General features: G+C 60.4%; 20 protein-coding genes and 1 pseudogene. 11 read left to right on the forward strand and 10 right to left on the reverse strand.

Annotated elements, in window-relative coordinates; translation table 11 throughout:
* Nucleotides 1–32: 32 nt before the first annotated feature.
* Nucleotides 33–452 (forward strand): annotated as a pseudogene (locus tag PMI35_RS35935) (methyl-accepting chemotaxis protein); the annotation flags it as partial.
* A gap of 66 nt (nt 453–518) precedes the next feature.
* On the opposite strand, the gene PMI35_RS13890 reads toward PMI35_RS35935, so the two are convergent.
* The 3 genes from PMI35_RS13890 to PMI35_RS13880 all read right to left on the reverse strand — a co-directional run bounded on the left by PMI35_RS13890 (nt 519) and on the right by PMI35_RS13880 (nt 3002).
* Nucleotides 519–1079 carry a hypothetical protein gene (locus PMI35_RS13890; protein ID WP_008060725.1) on the reverse strand — a complete coding sequence of 187 codons (561 nt, stop codon included), beginning with the start codon at nt 1077–1079 and terminating at the stop codon, nt 519–521.
* Between the two features lie 172 nt (nt 1080–1251).
* Nucleotides 1252–1890 carry a glutathione S-transferase family protein gene (locus PMI35_RS13885; protein WP_008060727.1) on the reverse strand — a complete coding sequence of 213 codons (639 nt, stop codon included), beginning with the start codon at nt 1888–1890 and terminating at the stop codon, nt 1252–1254.
* Between the two features lie 80 nt (nt 1891–1970).
* A complete protein-coding gene (locus PMI35_RS13880) occupies nt 1971–3002 on the reverse strand; it encodes a LacI family DNA-binding transcriptional regulator (protein ID WP_008060730.1) in 1032 nt (343 codons plus the stop codon).
* Between the two features lie 215 nt (nt 3003–3217).
* On the opposite strand from PMI35_RS13880, the gene PMI35_RS13875 reads away from it, so the two are divergent.
* Complete coding sequence (locus PMI35_RS13875; RefSeq protein WP_008060733.1) at nt 3218–3751, forward strand: gluconokinase; 534 nt, start codon at nt 3218–3220, stop codon at nt 3749–3751.
* A gap of 81 nt (nt 3752–3832) precedes the next feature.
* Nucleotides 3833–5185, forward strand: a complete 1353-nt coding sequence (locus tag PMI35_RS13870; protein WP_008060740.1) for a GntP family permease — start codon at nt 3833–3835, stop codon at nt 5183–5185.
* Nucleotides 5186–5365: 180 nt separating this feature from the next.
* Here the strand turns inward: PMI35_RS13870 and alaC are convergent, their stop codons facing one another.
* Nucleotides 5366–6583: an alanine transaminase gene (gene alaC, locus PMI35_RS13865; protein ID WP_008060747.1), complete on the reverse strand. Its 1218-nt coding sequence runs from the start codon at nt 6581–6583 to the stop codon at nt 5366–5368.
* 139 nt (nt 6584–6722) lie between these two features.
* Between alaC and PMI35_RS13860 the strand changes: the two genes are divergently transcribed.
* The 3 genes from PMI35_RS13860 to PMI35_RS13850 all read left to right on the forward strand — a co-directional run bounded on the left by PMI35_RS13860 (nt 6723) and on the right by PMI35_RS13850 (nt 8526).
* Nucleotides 6723–7385, forward strand: coding sequence for a LysE family translocator (locus PMI35_RS13860; protein ID WP_008060748.1), 663 nt, complete (start codon nt 6723–6725; stop codon nt 7383–7385).
* A gap of 67 nt (nt 7386–7452) precedes the next feature.
* Entirely contained in the window at nt 7453–7938 is a 486-nt protein-coding gene (locus PMI35_RS13855) for a GyrI-like domain-containing protein (protein WP_008060750.1), read from the forward strand.
* Between the two features lie 99 nt (nt 7939–8037).
* Nucleotides 8038–8526, forward strand: coding sequence for a GNAT family N-acetyltransferase (locus PMI35_RS13850; protein WP_008060752.1), 489 nt, complete (start codon nt 8038–8040; stop codon nt 8524–8526).
* 125 nt (nt 8527–8651) lie between these two features.
* Here the strand turns inward: PMI35_RS13850 and PMI35_RS13845 are convergent, their stop codons facing one another.
* Nucleotides 8652–9137 (reverse strand): GNAT family N-acetyltransferase, encoded by a 486-nt coding sequence (locus tag PMI35_RS13845; protein WP_008060754.1) that lies wholly within the window; start codon nt 9135–9137, stop codon nt 8652–8654.
* A gap of 140 nt (nt 9138–9277) precedes the next feature.
* Between PMI35_RS13845 and PMI35_RS13840 the strand changes: the two genes are divergently transcribed.
* The 3 genes from PMI35_RS13840 to PMI35_RS13830 all read left to right on the forward strand — a co-directional run bounded on the left by PMI35_RS13840 (nt 9278) and on the right by PMI35_RS13830 (nt 11352).
* Nucleotides 9278–9703, forward strand: coding sequence for a YybH family protein (locus tag PMI35_RS13840; protein ID WP_008060755.1), 426 nt, complete (start codon nt 9278–9280; stop codon nt 9701–9703).
* Nucleotides 9704–9770: 67 nt separating this feature from the next.
* Nucleotides 9771–10115, forward strand: coding sequence for a YciI family protein (locus PMI35_RS13835; RefSeq protein WP_008060756.1), 345 nt, complete (start codon nt 9771–9773; stop codon nt 10113–10115).
* Between the two features lies 1 nt (nt 10116).
* Nucleotides 10117–11352: an RNA polymerase sigma factor gene (locus PMI35_RS13830; RefSeq protein ID WP_008060757.1), complete on the forward strand. Its 1236-nt coding sequence runs from the start codon at nt 10117–10119 to the stop codon at nt 11350–11352.
* Between the two features lie 139 nt (nt 11353–11491).
* Here the strand turns inward: PMI35_RS13830 and PMI35_RS13825 are convergent, their stop codons facing one another.
* Nucleotides 11492–12346 carry a LysR family transcriptional regulator gene (locus tag PMI35_RS13825; protein ID WP_008060758.1) on the reverse strand — a complete coding sequence of 285 codons (855 nt, stop codon included), beginning with the start codon at nt 12344–12346 and terminating at the stop codon, nt 11492–11494.
* 89 nt (nt 12347–12435) lie between these two features.
* Between PMI35_RS13825 and PMI35_RS13820 the strand changes: the two genes are divergently transcribed.
* Nucleotides 12436–12873, forward strand: a complete 438-nt coding sequence (locus tag PMI35_RS13820; RefSeq protein ID WP_008060760.1) for a multidrug/biocide efflux PACE transporter — start codon at nt 12436–12438, stop codon at nt 12871–12873.
* A 125-nt stretch (nt 12874–12998) separates the two neighbouring features.
* Here PMI35_RS13820 and PMI35_RS13815 read toward each other — a convergent pair whose 3' ends face one another.
* From PMI35_RS13815 to PMI35_RS13800, 4 genes are all read right to left on the reverse strand, one after another.
* Nucleotides 12999–14612 (reverse strand): inorganic phosphate transporter, encoded by a 1614-nt coding sequence (locus tag PMI35_RS13815; protein WP_008060762.1) that lies wholly within the window; start codon nt 14610–14612, stop codon nt 12999–13001.
* Nucleotides 14613–14706: 94 nt separating this feature from the next.
* On the reverse strand, nt 14707–15729 hold the full coding sequence (locus PMI35_RS13810) for a transporter (RefSeq protein ID WP_032831682.1): 1023 nt from the start codon (nt 15727–15729) through the stop codon (nt 14707–14709).
* Nucleotides 15730–15888: 159 nt separating this feature from the next.
* Nucleotides 15889–16197: a PepSY domain-containing protein gene (locus PMI35_RS13805; protein WP_008060765.1), complete on the reverse strand. Its 309-nt coding sequence runs from the start codon at nt 16195–16197 to the stop codon at nt 15889–15891.
* An 87-nt stretch (nt 16198–16284) separates the two neighbouring features.
* Complete coding sequence (locus PMI35_RS13800) at nt 16285–17409, reverse strand: glycerophosphodiester phosphodiesterase (RefSeq protein ID WP_008060766.1); 1125 nt, start codon at nt 17407–17409, stop codon at nt 16285–16287.
* On the opposite strand from PMI35_RS13800, the gene PMI35_RS34650 reads away from it, so the two are divergent.
* Entirely contained in the window at nt 17408–17575 is a 168-nt protein-coding gene (locus tag PMI35_RS34650; RefSeq protein WP_157295701.1) for a hypothetical protein, read from the forward strand. The genes PMI35_RS13800 and PMI35_RS34650 overlap by 2 nt on opposite strands.
* Nucleotides 17576–17654 lie beyond the last annotated feature (79 nt).

Below are 17654 nucleotides of genomic sequence, written 5' to 3' on the forward strand. Positions count from 1 at the left end.
AGCAGACGGTGCAGATCATCCAGGACATCTCCAGGGACTTGAACCAGGCGGCGCTGAGCATCGATGCGGTGAGTAAACAGTCCGACATCATCGGCACCATCGTCCAGACCATCCGCGGGATTGCCGATCAGACCAACTTGCTGGCGCTCAACGCCGCCATCGAAGCGGCCCGCGCTGGCGAGCATGGGCGAGGGTTTGCCGTGGTGGCCGATGAGGTACGCAGCCTTGCCGCACGCACCAGCCAGGCCACCCTGGAAATTGTCGATGTGGTGCGCAAGAACCACGACCTGTCATTGAGTGCGGTGTCGAGCATGCAGTCGAGCCTGAGTCGAACCGGGCTGGGCGTGGAACTGGCGAACGAGGCGGGGGAAGTGATCCTGGAGATCCAGCAGGGATCGCGACATGTGGTGGACGCGATCAGCCAGTTCAACTCGACCTTGCAGTTGAACTGATCGCCCACCTGCCGCCTGATTTTCCTGTAGGAGCCCGGCTTGCCGGCTCCTACAAAAAATACGCTGTTACAGCGTGGCGATGAGTTTGTCCACACCCACGATGCTGGTGTTTTCACCATTGCGTTGGTCTTTCTCGGCGGCAGCCATCTGCGTCTTGTCCCGCAGGCGCTGGGCTATTTCTTCGCCGATGGCCTGTTGTTTCTCCGGTGGCATCTGATCGATCTCCTCCTGGGTCAAACCCATCTCCTGCAGGATCGCATCGCGCATGCGTTGTTCCGGGGTCTTGCTCATGTAGTCCTTGAATTCGGACGTCGCCGAGCCATCGCCGATCCTGTCCTTGACGTCGTCAGGCAGCGGCGCGGAGGTCGCTTGCAGGCCGACGCGAGTCTTGGCGAACGCTTCATCGACGTTATCGCTGATGCGCGAGGCTTCACTCACCTGTTGCGTGGCCAGTTGCGTGGCGGATTCCTCGACCTGGGTGCTGGTTTGCGTGGTTTGCGCCTGCACGTTGTTTTGCAGGGCCTGCGCCATGACGCTTTGCAGGCCGGCGGCGGCTTCGGCGGTCGGATCTTCGCCGGGGCGTTTGGGAAGCGGTGTCATCAGGTTTAATTGTGCACTGACCAACATGATAGGCAGACCTTATAGGTATTGGCGGTGCAGTGCGTTCAGCAAATAGTATGCCTATTGATTAAATATCATCTAAATCAGTTGGTTAGATAGTTTTTGCCAAACAGGCAGGGCGGGGCGGCGGTCAGATCTTGCCGCCCGGCGGCAGTGCCCGACCGCTATCGGAAGTCGCTCAAGGCAGGCCGTTACAGCAGTGTTTGAGAAAGCCCGTGTGTTGCGCCAGGCGTTTGAAATAATCATCGACCGCCGAATAGTCGGGGCGCTCCATGGGCGTCATCAGCCAGCGGTTGACCGAGAGGCCGATGACAATATCGGCCACGCTGAATTTCGCCCCGGCGACATAGGCTTTGGTGGTGGCGAGCTGGTGTTCGAGGATGGCCATTTTCTGGTTCCAGCCGCGTACGCCGACGTCGATACGATGTGCATCCTGGAATTCCGGGTCCTTGCGCACCAGGGCCATGAACGCATAACTCCAGGACGAATTGAGATCGGTGGCTTGCCAATCCATCCACTGTTCCACCCGCGCGCGGGCGGCCGGTTCGCTGGGCAACAGCTCAGTGTGGTGATGCTGGTGTTTTGCGCTCAGGTAGCGGCAGATGGTGTTGGATTCCCACAGCACACCGGCCTCATCGATGATCACCGGTACCTGCGCGTTGGGGTTGTACCGGAGAAACTCAGGGCTGTGGGTCGAGGCAAAACCGCTGCCCCAATCCTCGCGTTCGTAGGAAAGGCCCATTTCGTCGCAGGTCCACAGGACCTTTCTGACGTTGATCGACGAGGCTTTTCCCAGAATCTTCAGTGTGTGTTCCATGGAACGACTCCAACGAGAGTGGCGTATAGGCAAGTGTAGGAGCTGTCGCAGGCTCCGATCTTTTGATCTTGAATTTAGCCTCAGGTGCTTTCGCGCACCTTCAACTCAAACCCCATGTCCTGCACCGGCTTGGCCACGCTGTTGCCGGCCATCAGCGTCAGCATCTGCTCCGCCGCGCGACGGCCGATGGCTTCGCGCGGGGTGTTGATGCTGCTGAGGCGCGGGACCATGTGTTCCGACATCGGCAAATCGTTGAAGCCCAGAATCGCCACCTGTTCGGGAATCCTGATTCCACATCGCATGGCTTCGAGCAACGCGCCCTGGGCCAGGTCGTCGTTGCCGAAGAAGATCGCATCGACATCCGGATGACTGGCCAGCAGCTGCAGGAACAGTTCACCGCCCAGGCCTACGGACGAGGCGCGCGGGGTCAGTACTTCCAGGGCGGGGTCATACAAGCCGGCCTTTTTCAGTGCCTTGCGGAAACCTTCACCGCGCAGCAAGGTGCGTTGATCCAGTTGCGCGCCGATGTAGGCCAGGCGCTTGCGCCCACGCGAGAGCAAATGCTCGGCCGCCGTTTCGCCGGCCGCCAGTTGCGAGAAGCCGACGCAATTGAGTCCGGCAGCACTGTCGAGCTCCATCATGTACACGCACGGGATGTTGCTGGCTTCGATCATCCGCCGCGAACTTTCGGTGCGGTCGAAACCGGTCAGCAGCAAGCCCCGTGGCTGATAGGCCATGTAGTTGCGCAGCAGGTTTTCTTCTTCGTCGCGCGAGTAATGGAAGTTGCCGATCAGCACTTCGAAGCCCTTGGGGCGCAATACCTGATGAATGGCTTCCAGGGTGTCGATGAACAGCAGGTTGGACAAGGACGGTACCAACACCACAACCGAATGGCTCTGTGCCGAAGCCAGGGCACGGGCCGCGGGGTTGACCACGTAGTTGAGTTCCTGCGCGGCTTTCTGGACTTTTTCCACCAGTTCGGTGGCCACCGTACTGACCCCGCGCAGGGCGCGGGAAGCGGTAATCGGGCTGACACCGGCCAGGCGTGCCACTTCGTTCAGGGTAGGGCGGCCAGTGGTGCGGGTATTTTTATCGTTTTTAGTTGGAGTCATCGACGGCTTGCCAAACAAAATTCAAGGCACTAAGGTAGCGCTGTCTCGATGCAGCTGCAAATGCGTGAGCGGGGGTTCGCCTGATCCTCGCTTTTTGGCGTTGGGAACACACATGCTGCAACCCACAAAATGACAAGAAAGGCGTCGGCAACTTCTGCTTTTGATCGAGTGTCATAGCTTTCAAAGGTAGCGCTGTCTGCGCGCTGAGGTGTTACATGAATCATCCCATCACCGCCCTGGTCATCATGGGCGTTGCCGGTTGCGGCAAGACGTGCGTCAGCGAAGCCCTGTGCCATCTGAGCGGCGCCACTGCCATTGAAGGCGACTCTTTCCATCCTGCCGCCAATATCGAAAAGATGAGCGCGGGAATTCCCCTGAACGATCAAGACCGTGCCGGCTGGCTCGACAGCCTGTGCGATGAACTGCGCCGCATCGATGCCCTGGGCCAGCGCCCGGTGCTGACCTGCTCGGCGCTCAAGCACATTTATCGCGAACGCCTGCGCAGTGCCTTGCCGGGCCTGGGCTTCGTGTTCCTGGAGTTGACCCCGGAAGTTGCTGCCGAACGTGTCTCCCATCGGCCAGGCCATTTCATGCCGGCAACCCTGATCGAAAGTCAGTTCGCGACCCTCGAGTCTCCCAAGGGTGAGCCACTGACACTGGCGCTCAATGCTTCTATCTACAGCGTTGAAGAACTGGCCGCGCAGGCCCACACCTGGTGGCAGGCCAACGGCCTGAAGCAGGCGGTATGAACGTGCTTTCAAAGACAGCGCTGTCCTCACGACTTCTGATTAACCCGCTTTAATAACAACAACAACCAGGAGACACCCCTAATGTTTGGCATGTCCCACGAGACGTTCCTGCTGCTCGACGCAGTGGTCACGGTAATCGGGCTTATCGTCCTGATCACCAAGTTCAAGTTCCACCCCTTCATTGCACTGATCATCGCCGCCGCTTTCCTCGGGCTGACCTCCGGCATGCCGATCGGCACCATCATCAAGGCGTTCCAGGATGGCTTTGGCGGCGTGCTCGGTTTTGTCGGGATCATCCTCGCGCTGGGGACCATGCTCGGCAAAATGATGGCCGAGTCGGGCGGGGCGGACCAGATCGCCCAGACCTTGATCCGCGCTTTCGGCAAGGAAAAGGTGCAGTGGGCGATGATGTTCGCGGCCTTCCTGGTGGGCATCCCGCTGTTCTTCGAAATCGGCTTCGTGCTGCTGATTCCACTGGTGTTCATCGTTGCCCGCCGCACCGGCGTGTCGATCATCAAGATCGGTATCCCGCTGCTGGCCGGCCTCTCCGCGGTGCACGGCCTGGTGCCACCGCACCCGGGCCCGTTGCTGGCCATCGGCGTATTCGGTGCCGACATCGGTAAAACCATTCTGTACGGCCTGATCGTTGCGTTGCCGACGGCCATCATTGCCGGCCCGATCTTCGGTACCTTCATCGCCAAACACATCCCCGGTCATCCGAACCAGGAGCTGGTGGATCAACTGGCCCGCGAATCGGACTCGGCCGAACTGCCGAGCTTCGGTATCACCCTGGTCACCGTGCTGCTGCCGGTGTTCCTGATGCTGCTGAAAACCTTTGCCGATGTGGTGCTACCGGAAGGCAACTTCTTCCGTACCTTCATGGACCTGATCGGTCACCCGATCTCGGCGCTGTTGCTGTCGTTGCTGCTGTCGCTGTACACCTTCGGCTACAAGCAGGGCATTGGCTCCAACCAGATTCTGAAATGGCTGGACGCGAGCCTGGCGCCTACCGCCGCGATCATCCTGATCATCGGTGCCGGTGGCGGCTTCAAGCAGATGCTGGTGACCAGCGGCGTGGGTAACGTCATCGGCAACATGGCGGTGGCCGCGCAGATCTCGCCAATTCTTCTGGCGTGGCTGGTGGCGGCGGTGATCCGTATCGCGACCGGTTCGGCGACCGTGGCGACCATTACCGGCGCGGGCATCGTGGTGCCAGTTGTCGGGATGATTCCAGGGGTTAACCGTGAGCTGCTGGTGCTGGCCACCGGTGCCGGTTCGTTGATCCTGTCTCACGTGAATGACGCCGGGTTCTGGCTGGTGAAGCAGTACTTCAACATGACCGTGGCAGAGACGTTCAAGACCTGGACGGCGATGGAAACCATTCTGTCGGTGGTGGGCCTGGGCTTTATCCTGTTGTTGTCGTTGTTCGTTTAAGGCATTCGCCAGACACAAAAAAAACCGCAGCGATGCGGTTTTTTTGTGGGTGTTGATCTCATGGCTGTACACAAAACCAATGTAGGAGTGAGCCCGCTCGCGATAGCGGTGGGACAGTCGACATCTTTGTTGGATGTGATGGCCTCATCGCGAGCAGGCTCGCTCCCACAGTGTTTTGTGTTAGCTGTTGGTTTTCGGGGCTAACCCATCCGCCCGGAACATCCCGCGAATCCCGCGTACGGCCTGGCGAATCCGGTCCTGGTTTTCGATCAGCGCGAAGCGCACATGATCGTCCCCATACTCACCAAAGCCGACACCCGGCGAGACGCAAACCTTGGCCTCGGCCAGCAGTTTCTTGGCGAACTCCAGCGAGCCCAGGTGCGCGTAGGCGTCGGGGATCTTGGCCCAGACGTACATCGACGCTTTCGGGTTTTCCACCATCCAGCCCAGTTCATGCAGGCCTTTGACCAGCACGTTACGGCGCTGGCGATACTGTTCGGCGATGTCGCGTACGCATTGCTGATCGCCTTCGAGCGCTGCAATGGCCGCCACTTGCAGCGGGGTGAAGGTGCCGTAGTCGTGGTAGCTCTTGATCCGCGCCAGGGCATTGACCAGTTCCGGATTGCCGACCATGAAGCCAATGCGCCAGCCCGCCATGTTGTAGCTCTTGGACAGGGTGAAGAATTCGACGGCGATGTCCTTGGCGCCGGGCACCTGCATGATCGACGGGGCTTTCCAGCCGTCGTAGACGATGTCGGCGTAGGCCAGGTCATGCACCACCAGCACGTCGTACTGCTTGGCGAGGGCGATCACCCGTTCGAAGAAATCCAGTTCCACGCACTGGGCGGTGGGGTTGGACGGGAAGCCGAGGATCATCATCTTCGGTTTCGGGATCGAACCGCGAATGGCCCGTTCCAGTTCAGCGAAGAAATCCACGCCCGGCACCAGTGGCACCGAACGCACCTGGGCGCCGGCAATCACGGCACCGTAGATATGGATCGGATAGCTCGGGTTGGGTACCAGCACGGTGTCGCCCTGGTCGAGGGTAGCCAGCATCAGGTGTGCCAGGCCTTCCTTGGAACCGATGGTGACAATGGCTTCGCTTTCCGGGTCGATGTCGACCTCGTAGCGCTCCTTGTACCAGTTGGAAATGGCTCGGCGCAGGCGCGGAATACCCTTGGACGTGGAGTAGCCATGGGTGTCTTCGCGCTGGGCGACAGTGACCAGTTTTTCGACGATGTGCGGCGGCGTGGCGCCGTCGGGGTTGCCCATGCTCAAGTCGATGATGTCTTCGCCACGACGACGGGCGGCCATCTTCAGCTCGGCAGTGATGTTGAAAACGTAGGGGGGGAGTCGATCGATGCGCGCAAAGCGGCGCGGCGAACCTTGTTCGGCCATTGTTGCCTCGGATAACGTAAGCGCCCGGAACCGTCCGAGCGACGCTGGTCACTGCGGTGACCTGTGGCGGAATGTACGATCTGCTGTGGCAGACTGTCCAGCCTCAACGTAAACAAATTTTTCCGAAGGAAAGGATTGGATGGAATTTACCAGTGGCTTCCTGTTGAGCCTTTCACTGTGCCTGGACATTGGCGTCGCCAACATCGCGATGATCACCCTGGCGATGCAGCGCGGCTATTTTCAAGGCTTCGCCCTGGGCCTGGGCACTTGCGTCGGCGACCTGATCTACGCCGTGCTGGCGCTGGCCGGCATGACCGTTTTGCTGCAGTACGAAACCGTGCGCTGGGTGTTGTGGATCGGCGGTTCGGCGCTGCTCGTGTATTTCGCGGCAAAGATGATTTACTCGGCGATCCACCATGAGGCGCTGTTGGCCGAAACCGCCGAGGTGGGTCATAACTCTCATCGCAAGGAGTTTTTCCGTGGGATTTTTCTCGCCATGTCGTCGCCCAGCGCGATTCTTTGGTTCGCCGCAGTAGGCGGCACGTTGATCGCTCGTTCCGGTGGCGGCGGCGCGCTCAGCTCGGCACTGTTCCTCGGTGGATTTCTCTGCGCCGGGTTGCTGTGGTCCGCCGGCCTGTGCTTCGCGGCAAGCCACGGCGGCAAGTTGCTCGGCGACAAGCTGCTGCGCTATTCCTATATGGCATCAGCGGCGATCTTCTGCTATTTCGCGGTGTACGTGATTCTATCGGGCTACAACGAGTTTATCGGCGCAGCTGCCGTCGAGCAGTTGCACGCCCTGTAAGTGGGCGAATCGGGTTTGGCTTCTATACTCCCAGCCGAACCCACTTTTACCTTCCAGGAGTCGAGTCATGGATGAACAAACACGCGTCGAAGTGACGGAACCCCGCTTCGAACATGGACACTTCCTGCTCATTGCAGGGCTTGGCGGACACTTCACCCAGCAAAACGTAAAAGGCATTCCCGAGCTCTGGGAAAAATTCATCCCACATGCCGGCAATGTTCCCGGGCAAAAGGGCGAAGTGACCTACGGCGTCTGCTGCAATTTCGACGGCAAGGGCGGCTTTGATTACATCGCGGGTGTCGAGATCAGCAAACTCGATGATTTGCCGGACACATACCGCTGGGTCGAGGTCCAGCCTCAACAGTATGTGGTGTTCGAACACAAGGGGCCGCTGGAGTCCTTGCCGCAGACCTTCCAGTACATCCATGGCACGTGGCTGCCGCAGTCCGGGCGCGAGCTGTTGAACGCACCGGAATTCGAACGCTACAGCGAAGACTTCAACCCCAGGCTCAAAACCGGCAAGCTGGAAATTTGGTTGCCGATCAAGGCATGATCCCAACGTCGGGAGGCGGATCAAAAACGATTCGTCTCTCGATGTCCTATCGACGCTGCTTTATGATCCTCGTCCTTTCCAACTGATTTGCGACCCGCCATGAACACCGTCATCCGCCACGTCACGCCTGCTGATCTGGACCGCTGCTACGCCATCGAAACCCTGGCCTATGAAGGCGACGAAGCTGCCACCCGCGAAAAAATCGCCACCCGCATCGCCACCTGGCCCGAGGGTTTCATCGTCGCTGAAGTGGATGGAGTGGTCGCCGGTTTCATCAATTCCGGCGCGGCGTTCCAGGTGGAAATGTCCGACGAAGCGTTCAAGGAGCTGATCGGCCACGACCCGGCCGGGCCGCACGTGGTGATCATGTCGGTGGTCGTGCACCCGGACTATCAGGGGCAGGGCCTGGCGAAGCGCTTGATGGGCGAGTTCATCGAACGTATGCGCGTCTTGGGCAAGGTCAGCATGAACCTGATGTGCAAGGAAAGGCATATTCCGTTGTATGCAGGCTTTGGTTTTGCCTACATCAAGCCATCGGCGTCCGACCATGGCGGAATGGCTTGGCATGAGATGGTGCTGAACCTCTAAACCCGACGCAGACCCCCTTGTGGGAGCGAGCCTGCTCGCGATTGCGTCGTTTCAGTCAGCATCAATGCAAGCTGTTACACCGCAATCGCGAGCAGGCTCGCTCCCACATTTGGAATGTGCTGACTTCAGAATTTCAGGCCCATCCGCCGCTCATAGCCGATCCGCCCCTTGTACGCCTCGCCACTGTCGACAAAACCATATTTGGCATACAACGCGATGGCGGCGTCATTATCGGCATCCACCGACAATTCCAGCCCCCGGATTTCCGGCCACGCCAGGCGCGCCACCTCGGGTAGCGCTTGCAGGCAAGCCTTGCCGTAACCTTTGCCCTGAGCGCGCTGATCAACTTGTAGCGCGTGCAGCGTGGCGCTGTGTTCGTCGGCCCATGCCGGCAACACCGGTGGGCGTTTGAGCAGCAGAAAGGCCACGGGAACCGCATCGGCCAGCAAGGCAAAGCCCTTCACGCCGGGGCCGGGCTTGGACAACAGGGTGTGCAACGCACCATGAATATCGCCGCAAAACCTGATCTGTTGCGGATGTACTTCGATGGCCTCGACCTGCTGGCGCTGCAGCGCATTCAGGCTTTCGTAAGGCACGAGTCGGGCTGTCACTGGAGTGTCCTTTTTCCAACACGAATGAGTCTCGGATTCTAGCGAGTTTGCGTTCCTGGATTATTTTTATTTCGACTGTCGATTTGGCGGATCGCCGGACGACTAAGGGTGTCTTCCCATAAAAACCACGGAGAACCATCATGAGCGCTACCCACGAAATCCAGACTCTGATCGACACCTATCGTGAGGCGGTCATCTCGAAGAACGTCGATAAAATCATGGCCCTGTACGCCGACGACATCGTCTCCTACGACGCCGTCAAGGCCCTGCAATTTCGCGACAAGGCCGCCTACCGCGCGCATTGGCTGGAGTGCATGGAGATGTGCCAAGGCCCGCACACGTTCGACTTCGACCACATGAACATCGTGGCCGATGAGCACGTCGCCTTCGCCCATTGGCTGGCCCATTGCGGCGGCACCAACGAGCAGGGTGAAACCCAGGCCTGCTGGATGCGCGTGACCGCCTGCTATCGGCGCGAGGCCGGGCAATGGCGCATCGTCCACGAACACTGGTCGGCCCCGTTCGACATGATGAGCGGCACGACCTTGTTCAATCTGGAACCCTGATCGTCGGTTCGCGGCGCGAAACCGCCAATCTGCAGCCATAGTTGATCCGTTCAATCAGGAGAGTGCCATGAAGTATTTATGCCTGGTCTACAGCGAAGAGCACTTGCTGCATTCGCTGCCGGAGAGCCCCAAGGACGAGGAGTGCATGGCTTATGCCGAGGCGATCCAGGGCAGCGGCCGGATGGTCGCCGCCGAGGCGCTGGAATCGGTGCAGACCGCTACCACGGTGCGCATGCGCAACGGCAAGATGTCGATCACCGACGGCCCGTTCGCCGAAACCAAGGAGCAGTTGGCTGGCTTTTACCTGATCGATGCCAAGGACCTCAACGAAGCCCTCCAGGTCGCCGGGAATATCCCGGCGGCACGGGTCGGCAGTGTCGAAGTGCGCCCCGTTCGGCAGTTGAATCCTTAAGATGCCGCAGCTGTCGGTACAGGCCAGGGTCGAGCAGGTTTATCGCCAGGAGTCGCGACGCATTCTGGCGACCCTGATTCGCCTGCTCGGCGATTTCGACCTGGCCGAAGAGGCGCTGCACGAAGCGTTTTTCGTGGCGGTGGAACGCTGGCAGCAGGACGGCGTGCCGGACAATCCGCGCACCTGGCTGGTCTCCACCGGGCGTTTCAAGGCCATCGATGTGCTGCGTCGGCGCGCACGTTTTGCTGCGTCCCGACCGCTTCTGGTCGCGCAACTGGAGGCGCTGGAGCAGGCCGACTGGAGTGATGAAGACGTGGAAGACGATCGCCTGCGCCTGATCTTCACCTGTTGTCACCCGGCGCTGGCGCCTGACGCTCAGGTGCCGTTGACGCTGCGCGAAGTCTGCGACCTGACCACGGAAGAAATCGCCCGGGCCTTTCTCTCGGCACCGGCCACCATCGCCCAGCGCATCGTGCGTGCCAAGGCGAAAATCCGTGACGCGAAAATCCCCTATCAGGTGCCGTCCCTTGCGGAACTGCCCGAGCGCCTGGACAGCGTGCTACGGGTGATTTACCTGGTGTTCAACGAAGGTTATTCGGCGTCCGTCGGCGCGCAAGTGACCCGCGAAGACTTGACCCGTGAAGCGATCCGCCTGGGGCGTTTGTTGCTGGAGTTGTTGCCGGAACCGGAGGTCATGGGCTTGCTGGCGCTGATGTTGTTACACGAGTCCCGGCGCCTGGCCAGGACCTGCGCGGACGGCGACCTGATTTTGCTGGATGACCAGGATCGCATGCTGTGGGACGCGCAGATGATCGCCGAAGGTTCTGCGCTGGTAGAGCGGGCACTGGGTACCCGACAATTCGGACCGTATTGCCTGCAAGCGGCGATTGCGGCGGTGCACGCTGAAGCGCCGTCGATCGAGGAAACCGACTGGGCGCAGATCGTCGGGCTGTATGAGGTGTTGTTGCGGGCGTGGCCCTCGCCGGTGATCGAATTGAACCGGGCGGCGGCGATCTCCAGGCGCGATGGTCCGTTGGCAGGGTTGACGTTGGTCGAGGCCATTCTGGCGCGTGGTGAACTGCTCGATTACCACCTGGCGCATTCGGCGCGGGCGGAGTTCTGTCGGCAGTTGGGCAGGGCGGAGCAGGCGCGGGCGGCCTATGCACGGGCGCTGGAGTTGACGCAGCAAGAACCGGAGCGGCGGTTTATTGAAGCTCGGCTCAAGGCGTTGCAGTGAGGCGTGCTCGCCGGCCTCTTCGTCGGAACGCCGCCCGGAGCAAGCCCGCTCCCACAGGGTAATGAGTGGCCACGAATTTTGTGTACACCAATGATCATTGTGGGAGCGTGGCTTGCCCGCGATAAGGGCCGCAGGACCTTCACTCCAGCATCTTGCCCAGCAACCAACTGCCCGCCGGCCCAGGTGGATTCAAGCGCGACCACAAGGCATCCACCGACACTGTTTTCGGCCAGCCACGCACCTGCAGTTCCTGCAACGTCCCCGCGCCGAAACGTGCTACCAGCCAGCGTGGCAGCGGCGCCCAACCGAACCCGCCCTGGGCCATTTCCAGCAGCATCAGGTAACTCGGTGCCGACCAGACCCGTCCTTTAGCGCGGCTTTCATAGGGATTGACGATGGTCGCCAGGCGCAGTTCGCGATGCTGTTGCAGCGTGTCCTGGTCGATATTTTCCTGATTGGCCAATGGATGCTCGCGGGACACGAACAGGGCGAATTCCGTACGTTCTTCCACCGTCGAGCTGACCAGGTCCGGCGGGTAGCTGTCCTGCGTTTCGGCGAAGGCGACGTGGGCCCGACCGCTTTGCACCAGTGCCACCAGGTCATCGCATTCGGCGATCAGGCATTCGAGTTCCAGGTCCGGATAACGCGGCTCGAATGCACTGAGCGCCGCTTCGAAGCGGTCGGACTGGTAAGTGTCGGAAATCGCCACGGTCAGCTTCGCCTCGACGCCCTGGGACAATTGGCTGGCGGTCATTTCCAGGCGGCTGGTGGCGGCCAGGATCTCTTCGGCCCGTTGCAGCACGACATGCCCGGCAGGGGTCAGGCTGGGCTTGCGGCTGCTGCGGTCGAACAGCGTCAGGTTCAGATCGATCTCCAGGCTGGCGATGGCGGCGCTGATGGTTGACTGACTGCGGCCCAGCTTGCGCGCCGCTGCGGAAAACGAGCCTTGGGTCGCGGCCTGGACGAACGCCTGCAACACTTCCTGGGACGCCATGAACTATCGCCTTGATCGATGGTTATTGGTTATGAAGTATCGGTGTGAAGCTGGATCATGGCAACCATCGTCACTCAAGGAGACAGGCCATGAGCGCCAATAAATCCATTACCGAACGTATTTTCCAGGCCATCGGTTTCGAACTGCTGGCCATCCTGATTTGTACGCCGTTGCTGGCGTGGATCATGGACAAACCGATGGTGGAAATGGGCGTCGTCACCGTCGTCATCGCTGCCCTGGCCCTGGCCTGGAACGTGGTCTTCAACGGTTTGTTCGACCGTGTGCTCAAGCGCTTGGCTATTACGCACAACGCCTGGGTTCGGGTGGTGCATGCGCTGTTGTTCGAAGGCGGGTTGGTGGCACTTGGCGTACCACTGATTGCCTGGTGGCTGAACATCAGTATGTGGCAGGCGTTCCTGCTCGACATCGGGGTGCTGCTGTTTTTCCTGCCGTACACCTACGTTTATCACTGGGTGTATGACGTGGTGCGCGAGCGGGTGATCATTCGCGCGACGTCCAACGCGTAACCCGTAACCCGTAGGAGCCAGCGGTGCGGCGGTCCGACTTGCCGGCGAACCAGACGCTGCGGTGTATCTGCCGCACCGGGTTACCGTTCTTCGCGGGCAAGCCTCGCTCCTACAAGATTGAGATTTCAAAACAATTGGGTGAACAGCCAATACAAACTGCCCGACAACAGAATCGCCGCCGGCAAGGTCAGCACCCAGGCCATCAGCAGGTTGCGGATGGTCTTCATCTGCAAGCCGCCGCCATTGGCGACCATGGTCCCGGCCACCCCTGAAGACAGCACGTGGGTGGTCGAGACCGGCAAGCCGAACATGTCGGCGGCCCCGATGGTCAGCATGGCGACGGTTTCCGCCGAGGCGCCTTGTGCGTAGGTCAGGTGGGTCTTACCGATTTTCTCGCCCACGGTCACCACGATGCGCTTCCAGCCGACCATGGTGCCCAGGCCCAGCGCTATCGCCACGGCGATCTTCACCCACAACGGGATGAAGCGCGTGGCGTTGTCGATCTGCTGCTTGAACAGCTGCAGTTTGCTGGCGGTGTCGGCGTCGAAATTACCGACCTTGTTCTTGTCCATCAGGCGAATGGTTTCGCTGGTCAGGTACATGTCGTTGCGCACGTTGCCCATGGCCTCGGCCGGGACTTTGGAGAGCGATCCATAACCCTTCACTTCGTTGCCGATGTTGCCGGCCAATGCCGCGAGGGCGGGAATCAGTTGCGGCGTGACTTCCTTGCTGCGCACGTAATCGGACAGGATCGGTCGCGGATCGGCCGGTGCCGGCAGCGGCGCGCTCTTGACCAGTGCTTGTTGGGTCACTTCGGCCACCGCGGCAAACTGCAACGCCTGATCCGCGGGCATGGTGCGGTTCAGCGCATAAGCCATCGGCAAGGTCCCGACCAGGATCAGCATGATCAGCCCCATGCCTTTCTGACCGTCATTGGAGCCGTGGGCGAAGGACACGCCGGTGCAGGTCAGGATCAACATGCCGCGAATCCACCACGGCGGCGGGGTATTGCCCTTGGGTTCCTTGTACAGCGCGCGATTCTTGACGAAGGCGCGCAGGGCCAGCAGCAACAGCGCAGCGCAGCCGAAGCCGACCAGTGGCGAGAGCAGCAAGGCGTAGCCGACCTTGGTCGCCTGCGCCCAGTCCACCCCGCTGGTGCCGTCACGCCCGTGCATCAGGGCATTGGCCACGCCGACCCCGATGATCGAGCCGATCAGGGTGTGCGACGACGATGCCGGCAGGCCCAGCCACCAGGTGCCGAGGTTCCACAGGATCGCTGCGATCAGCAGGGCGAAGATCATGGCGAATCCGGCGGAGGAGCCGACTTGCAGGATCAGCTCCACCGGCAACAACGCGATGATGCCGAACGCCACCGCGCCGCTGGACAGCAGCACCCCGAGGAAGTTGAAGAACCCGGACCAGACCACCGCGAAATTCGGTGGCAGCGAGTGGGTATAGATCACCGTGGCGACGGCGTTGGCCGTGTCGTGGAAACCGTTGACGAACTCGAAGCCCAAGGCGATCAGCAACGCCACGCCCAGCAGGAGGAACGGCGTCCAGGTGGTCACCACGGTGCCGAGCTCGTTCATGTCGTGCATCAGGCTGTAGGCGGTGAACAGCAGCCCGATACTCAGCACTGCAAAGAACACCACGAGGGTGAGCACGCCGGGTTTCTTGTCGAACTGCGGTTTGGCGCTACTGGCGGGCGCCGGGGCGGCGGAAAAGGACGGGGTGGCCATGCCGGACATTCCTGAGGAGGGAAGGAGTGCCGTTGATATTCGTTGCAAATTGTTACAGCGAGACTGCCATGGATCAGTCTTTGGTTGTTTGCGCCTACAAATCCTGGCGCTTGCGAAACGCCCAGCGCCCCGCTATCACGGTAAAAGTCGCCACCAGCGCCACCAGAATCCAGAACCCTTCCGGATCCTGCGAAAGCGGCACCCCGCCCACGTTCATGCCGAAGAAACCGGCAATGATGTTGATCGGCAGGGCCAGCACCGTCACCACCGTGAGGGTGAACAGGGTGCGATTACTCTGCTCGTTGAGGTTGGCGGCGATTTCCTCCTGCAGCAGCTTGATCCGTTCGCCCAGGGCCGTGAGGTCGTTAATGATCAGCGCAAACTCCTCGGTGGACTTGCGCAGCTCCTTGACGTCTTCCTTCTGCAACCAGGGAGGCGGGCGATTGAGCAAACGCAGCAACGACCCGGGCTCCAGCGCCAGCAGGCGTTGCAGACGCACCAGCACCCGGCGATTGGCCCCCAGTTCCGCACGGTTGGTCGACAGGCGCGAGGACAGCAGTTCATCTTCGACCTGATCCACGCTCAGGCTGGTCTTGCGCACGATCTGGGTCAGCACTTCGCCCTGGTCGCGCAGCAGATGCACGAGCAATTCCAGCGGTGAGCGGAAGCATTCACCGGCTTTTACCGACGAACGCAACTTGTCCACCGAATGCAGCGGTTGCAGGCGTGCGCTGATGATCAGTCGACTGCGGGCGCAGACCCACAGGGTCGAGACATCCGAGGAGGTCATGCTGCTGAGGTTGAACACCACGTCGTTGACCACCGCCAGCAATGCCGAATCGACATGCTCGATGCGCGTCGAGCGTGAACCTTCATGCAAGGCTTCGAAAAACTCGTTGGGCAGTTCCAGATGGCTCTTCATCCAGCGCTCGCACGCGGCATGGGCGAGGTTCAGGTGCAGCCAGAGAAATTGCTCGGCGTCCTGCGGGTGTTGCAGGTACTGCAATGCCCTGGCCGAATCGATTTCCTGGCCGCGCTCACCGGGGCGAAAACTGAAACCGTAAAGCAGGCCGAACAGATCCGGATCGCGATGGCTGTGATCGATGCTGTGGTTCATGAGGGCTCGCATGAAGGGCGCCTGTCGCGTGAGTTACAGGTTCACGTGAGCGGCATCATTGCAAGTCTGGATGACGGATTTGTGACTGCGGCTTGATCGGTCGCTCAGACGCAAAAAAGCCGCACGACGGGGAAATCGGGCGGCTTTTTGCGGTGTGCATCAGTCGTCTTTTTTGTTTTTCAGGACTTCGCCGGTGGCGGCATTCAGGTCCACGTCCCATTCAACTTTGCTGGCATCGAGCAACTCGACTTCGTACTCGTAGATGTTGGAGTGTTTGTCCAGGTCGCTGTCGGTAATCGTCGCGCCCGGGTGCAGCTTCATTACGATCTGATTCAACTCTTCCAGCGGTTTGATCTTGCCATCCTTGACCAGCTGAGGGATCTGGTCGACGGGCACGTCTTTCGCCTGGGCCACACCGGCGGTGAAGGTCAGGGCGGCAGCGGTGAACAGGGCAGTCAGGGTTTTCATGAGATTCTTTCCTTGGGGAGCCGTTTAAGTGGGATCAGATTAATTGTGGCAACTTAATTCACGCTTAAATTCCCTTGAACCGAGAGATCAGTACCCGTTATTGCGCAGCACCTGCGCCACACTCGTCGCCGGGCGTTTGTAGAACTTGAGCAGTTCGCTGGTGCGGTTGGTGAAAATGCCATCGACCCCGGCATCCATGACCTTCTGGAAGTCCACCGCCTCATCGATGGTATAGACGTGCACCAGCAGGCCCTGATCGTGGGTGTACTGGTTCATCCACGGTTGCACCAGGTCGGCGTAGCTCTGATCGCCACCGTGGGTCAGCGCGGCGGACGGGCCGGTGCCGATCGCGCCCTGGGCCTTGGCGTAGTCGACCCAGCGCTGGAACTCGGCCTTATCTTTCGGTTGCTGTTTGGCGTAATAGGCAGCTTTGTCCTTGTCGCCGGATTCGGCAAAGGCCACTGTCGATTTTGGCTCGATGTTGCCTTCGCCGACCCACAGCAGCAGGATCTTCGGCACCTGTGGCATTTCCTTTTGCAACAGTTCGAGGCTGCTCTTCTCGAAGGTTTGCAGGACCACCTTGCCTTTGCCCTGGCCGACGCCCATTGCGCTCTTGGCCAGCTTCGACCCTGCGGGGCTCAGCCAGCCGCGATCCTGGAGTTTTTCCTTGAGGTCGTGTTCGATGCCGGGAAACTGCTTCGGCTCCTTGGTTTCGATGTACAGGCCAGGCTTGTGCAGCGGATTGCCCTGGGCGATGTCGATGATTTCGTCGAGGGTGAGGATTTTCAGGCCGGCAAACCCAGGCTGCGCGCGATCCGGGTAGGCCGTGTTGAACCAGCTGCCGGCGTCCAGGGTTTTCAGCTCGGCCATGGTGAAGGCGTTGGCCGGGCTGTCCTTGCGCTCGGGGAACTTGCTGGCGACATCGGTGGTGCGTTGCAGGTTGTTGTCATGCAGGGCGAACAACACGCCGTCCTTGCTGCGCTGCAGATCCAGCTCCAGGTAATCGGCGCCCAGGTCACGGGCCAGTCGGTAGGCCGCAGCGGTGGACTCCGGTGCATCGAACGACGCGCCACGGTGGGCGATCACCGCCGGGTGTGGAATGCCCACGCGGGTGGCCAGTGCGGCGGGGCCGGGTTCGCTGGCGGCCTGGGCCTGGCCCAGGGCAAGCAGCAAACTCAGGAGCAGGGCGCTTTGGGTGAAGGTGGCCGGCATGGTCGAGATCCTTTCGCGATGGGTTTCAAAGAGGTCTCTTTTAACAAGTGAACTGGACAAGCGCTATCGTCAGACCGACATAAACCTGTTCAAGGCGGATTTTTTACCCCGTTTTTTTGTACTGGCGCTGCTACCTCACGCGCTGAGCTTGTCCGTTAACCTGTGACTACCTCCGTTGTTGTCTGAGTACATATCCGTTGCTGCGGTAACGGCGGCTTATGGTTTCGCCCTTACGGCGACTCACT

Source organism: Pseudomonas sp. GM78 (assembly GCF_000282475.1).
Classification (GTDB): Bacteria; Pseudomonadota; Gammaproteobacteria; order Pseudomonadales; family Pseudomonadaceae; genus Aquipseudomonas.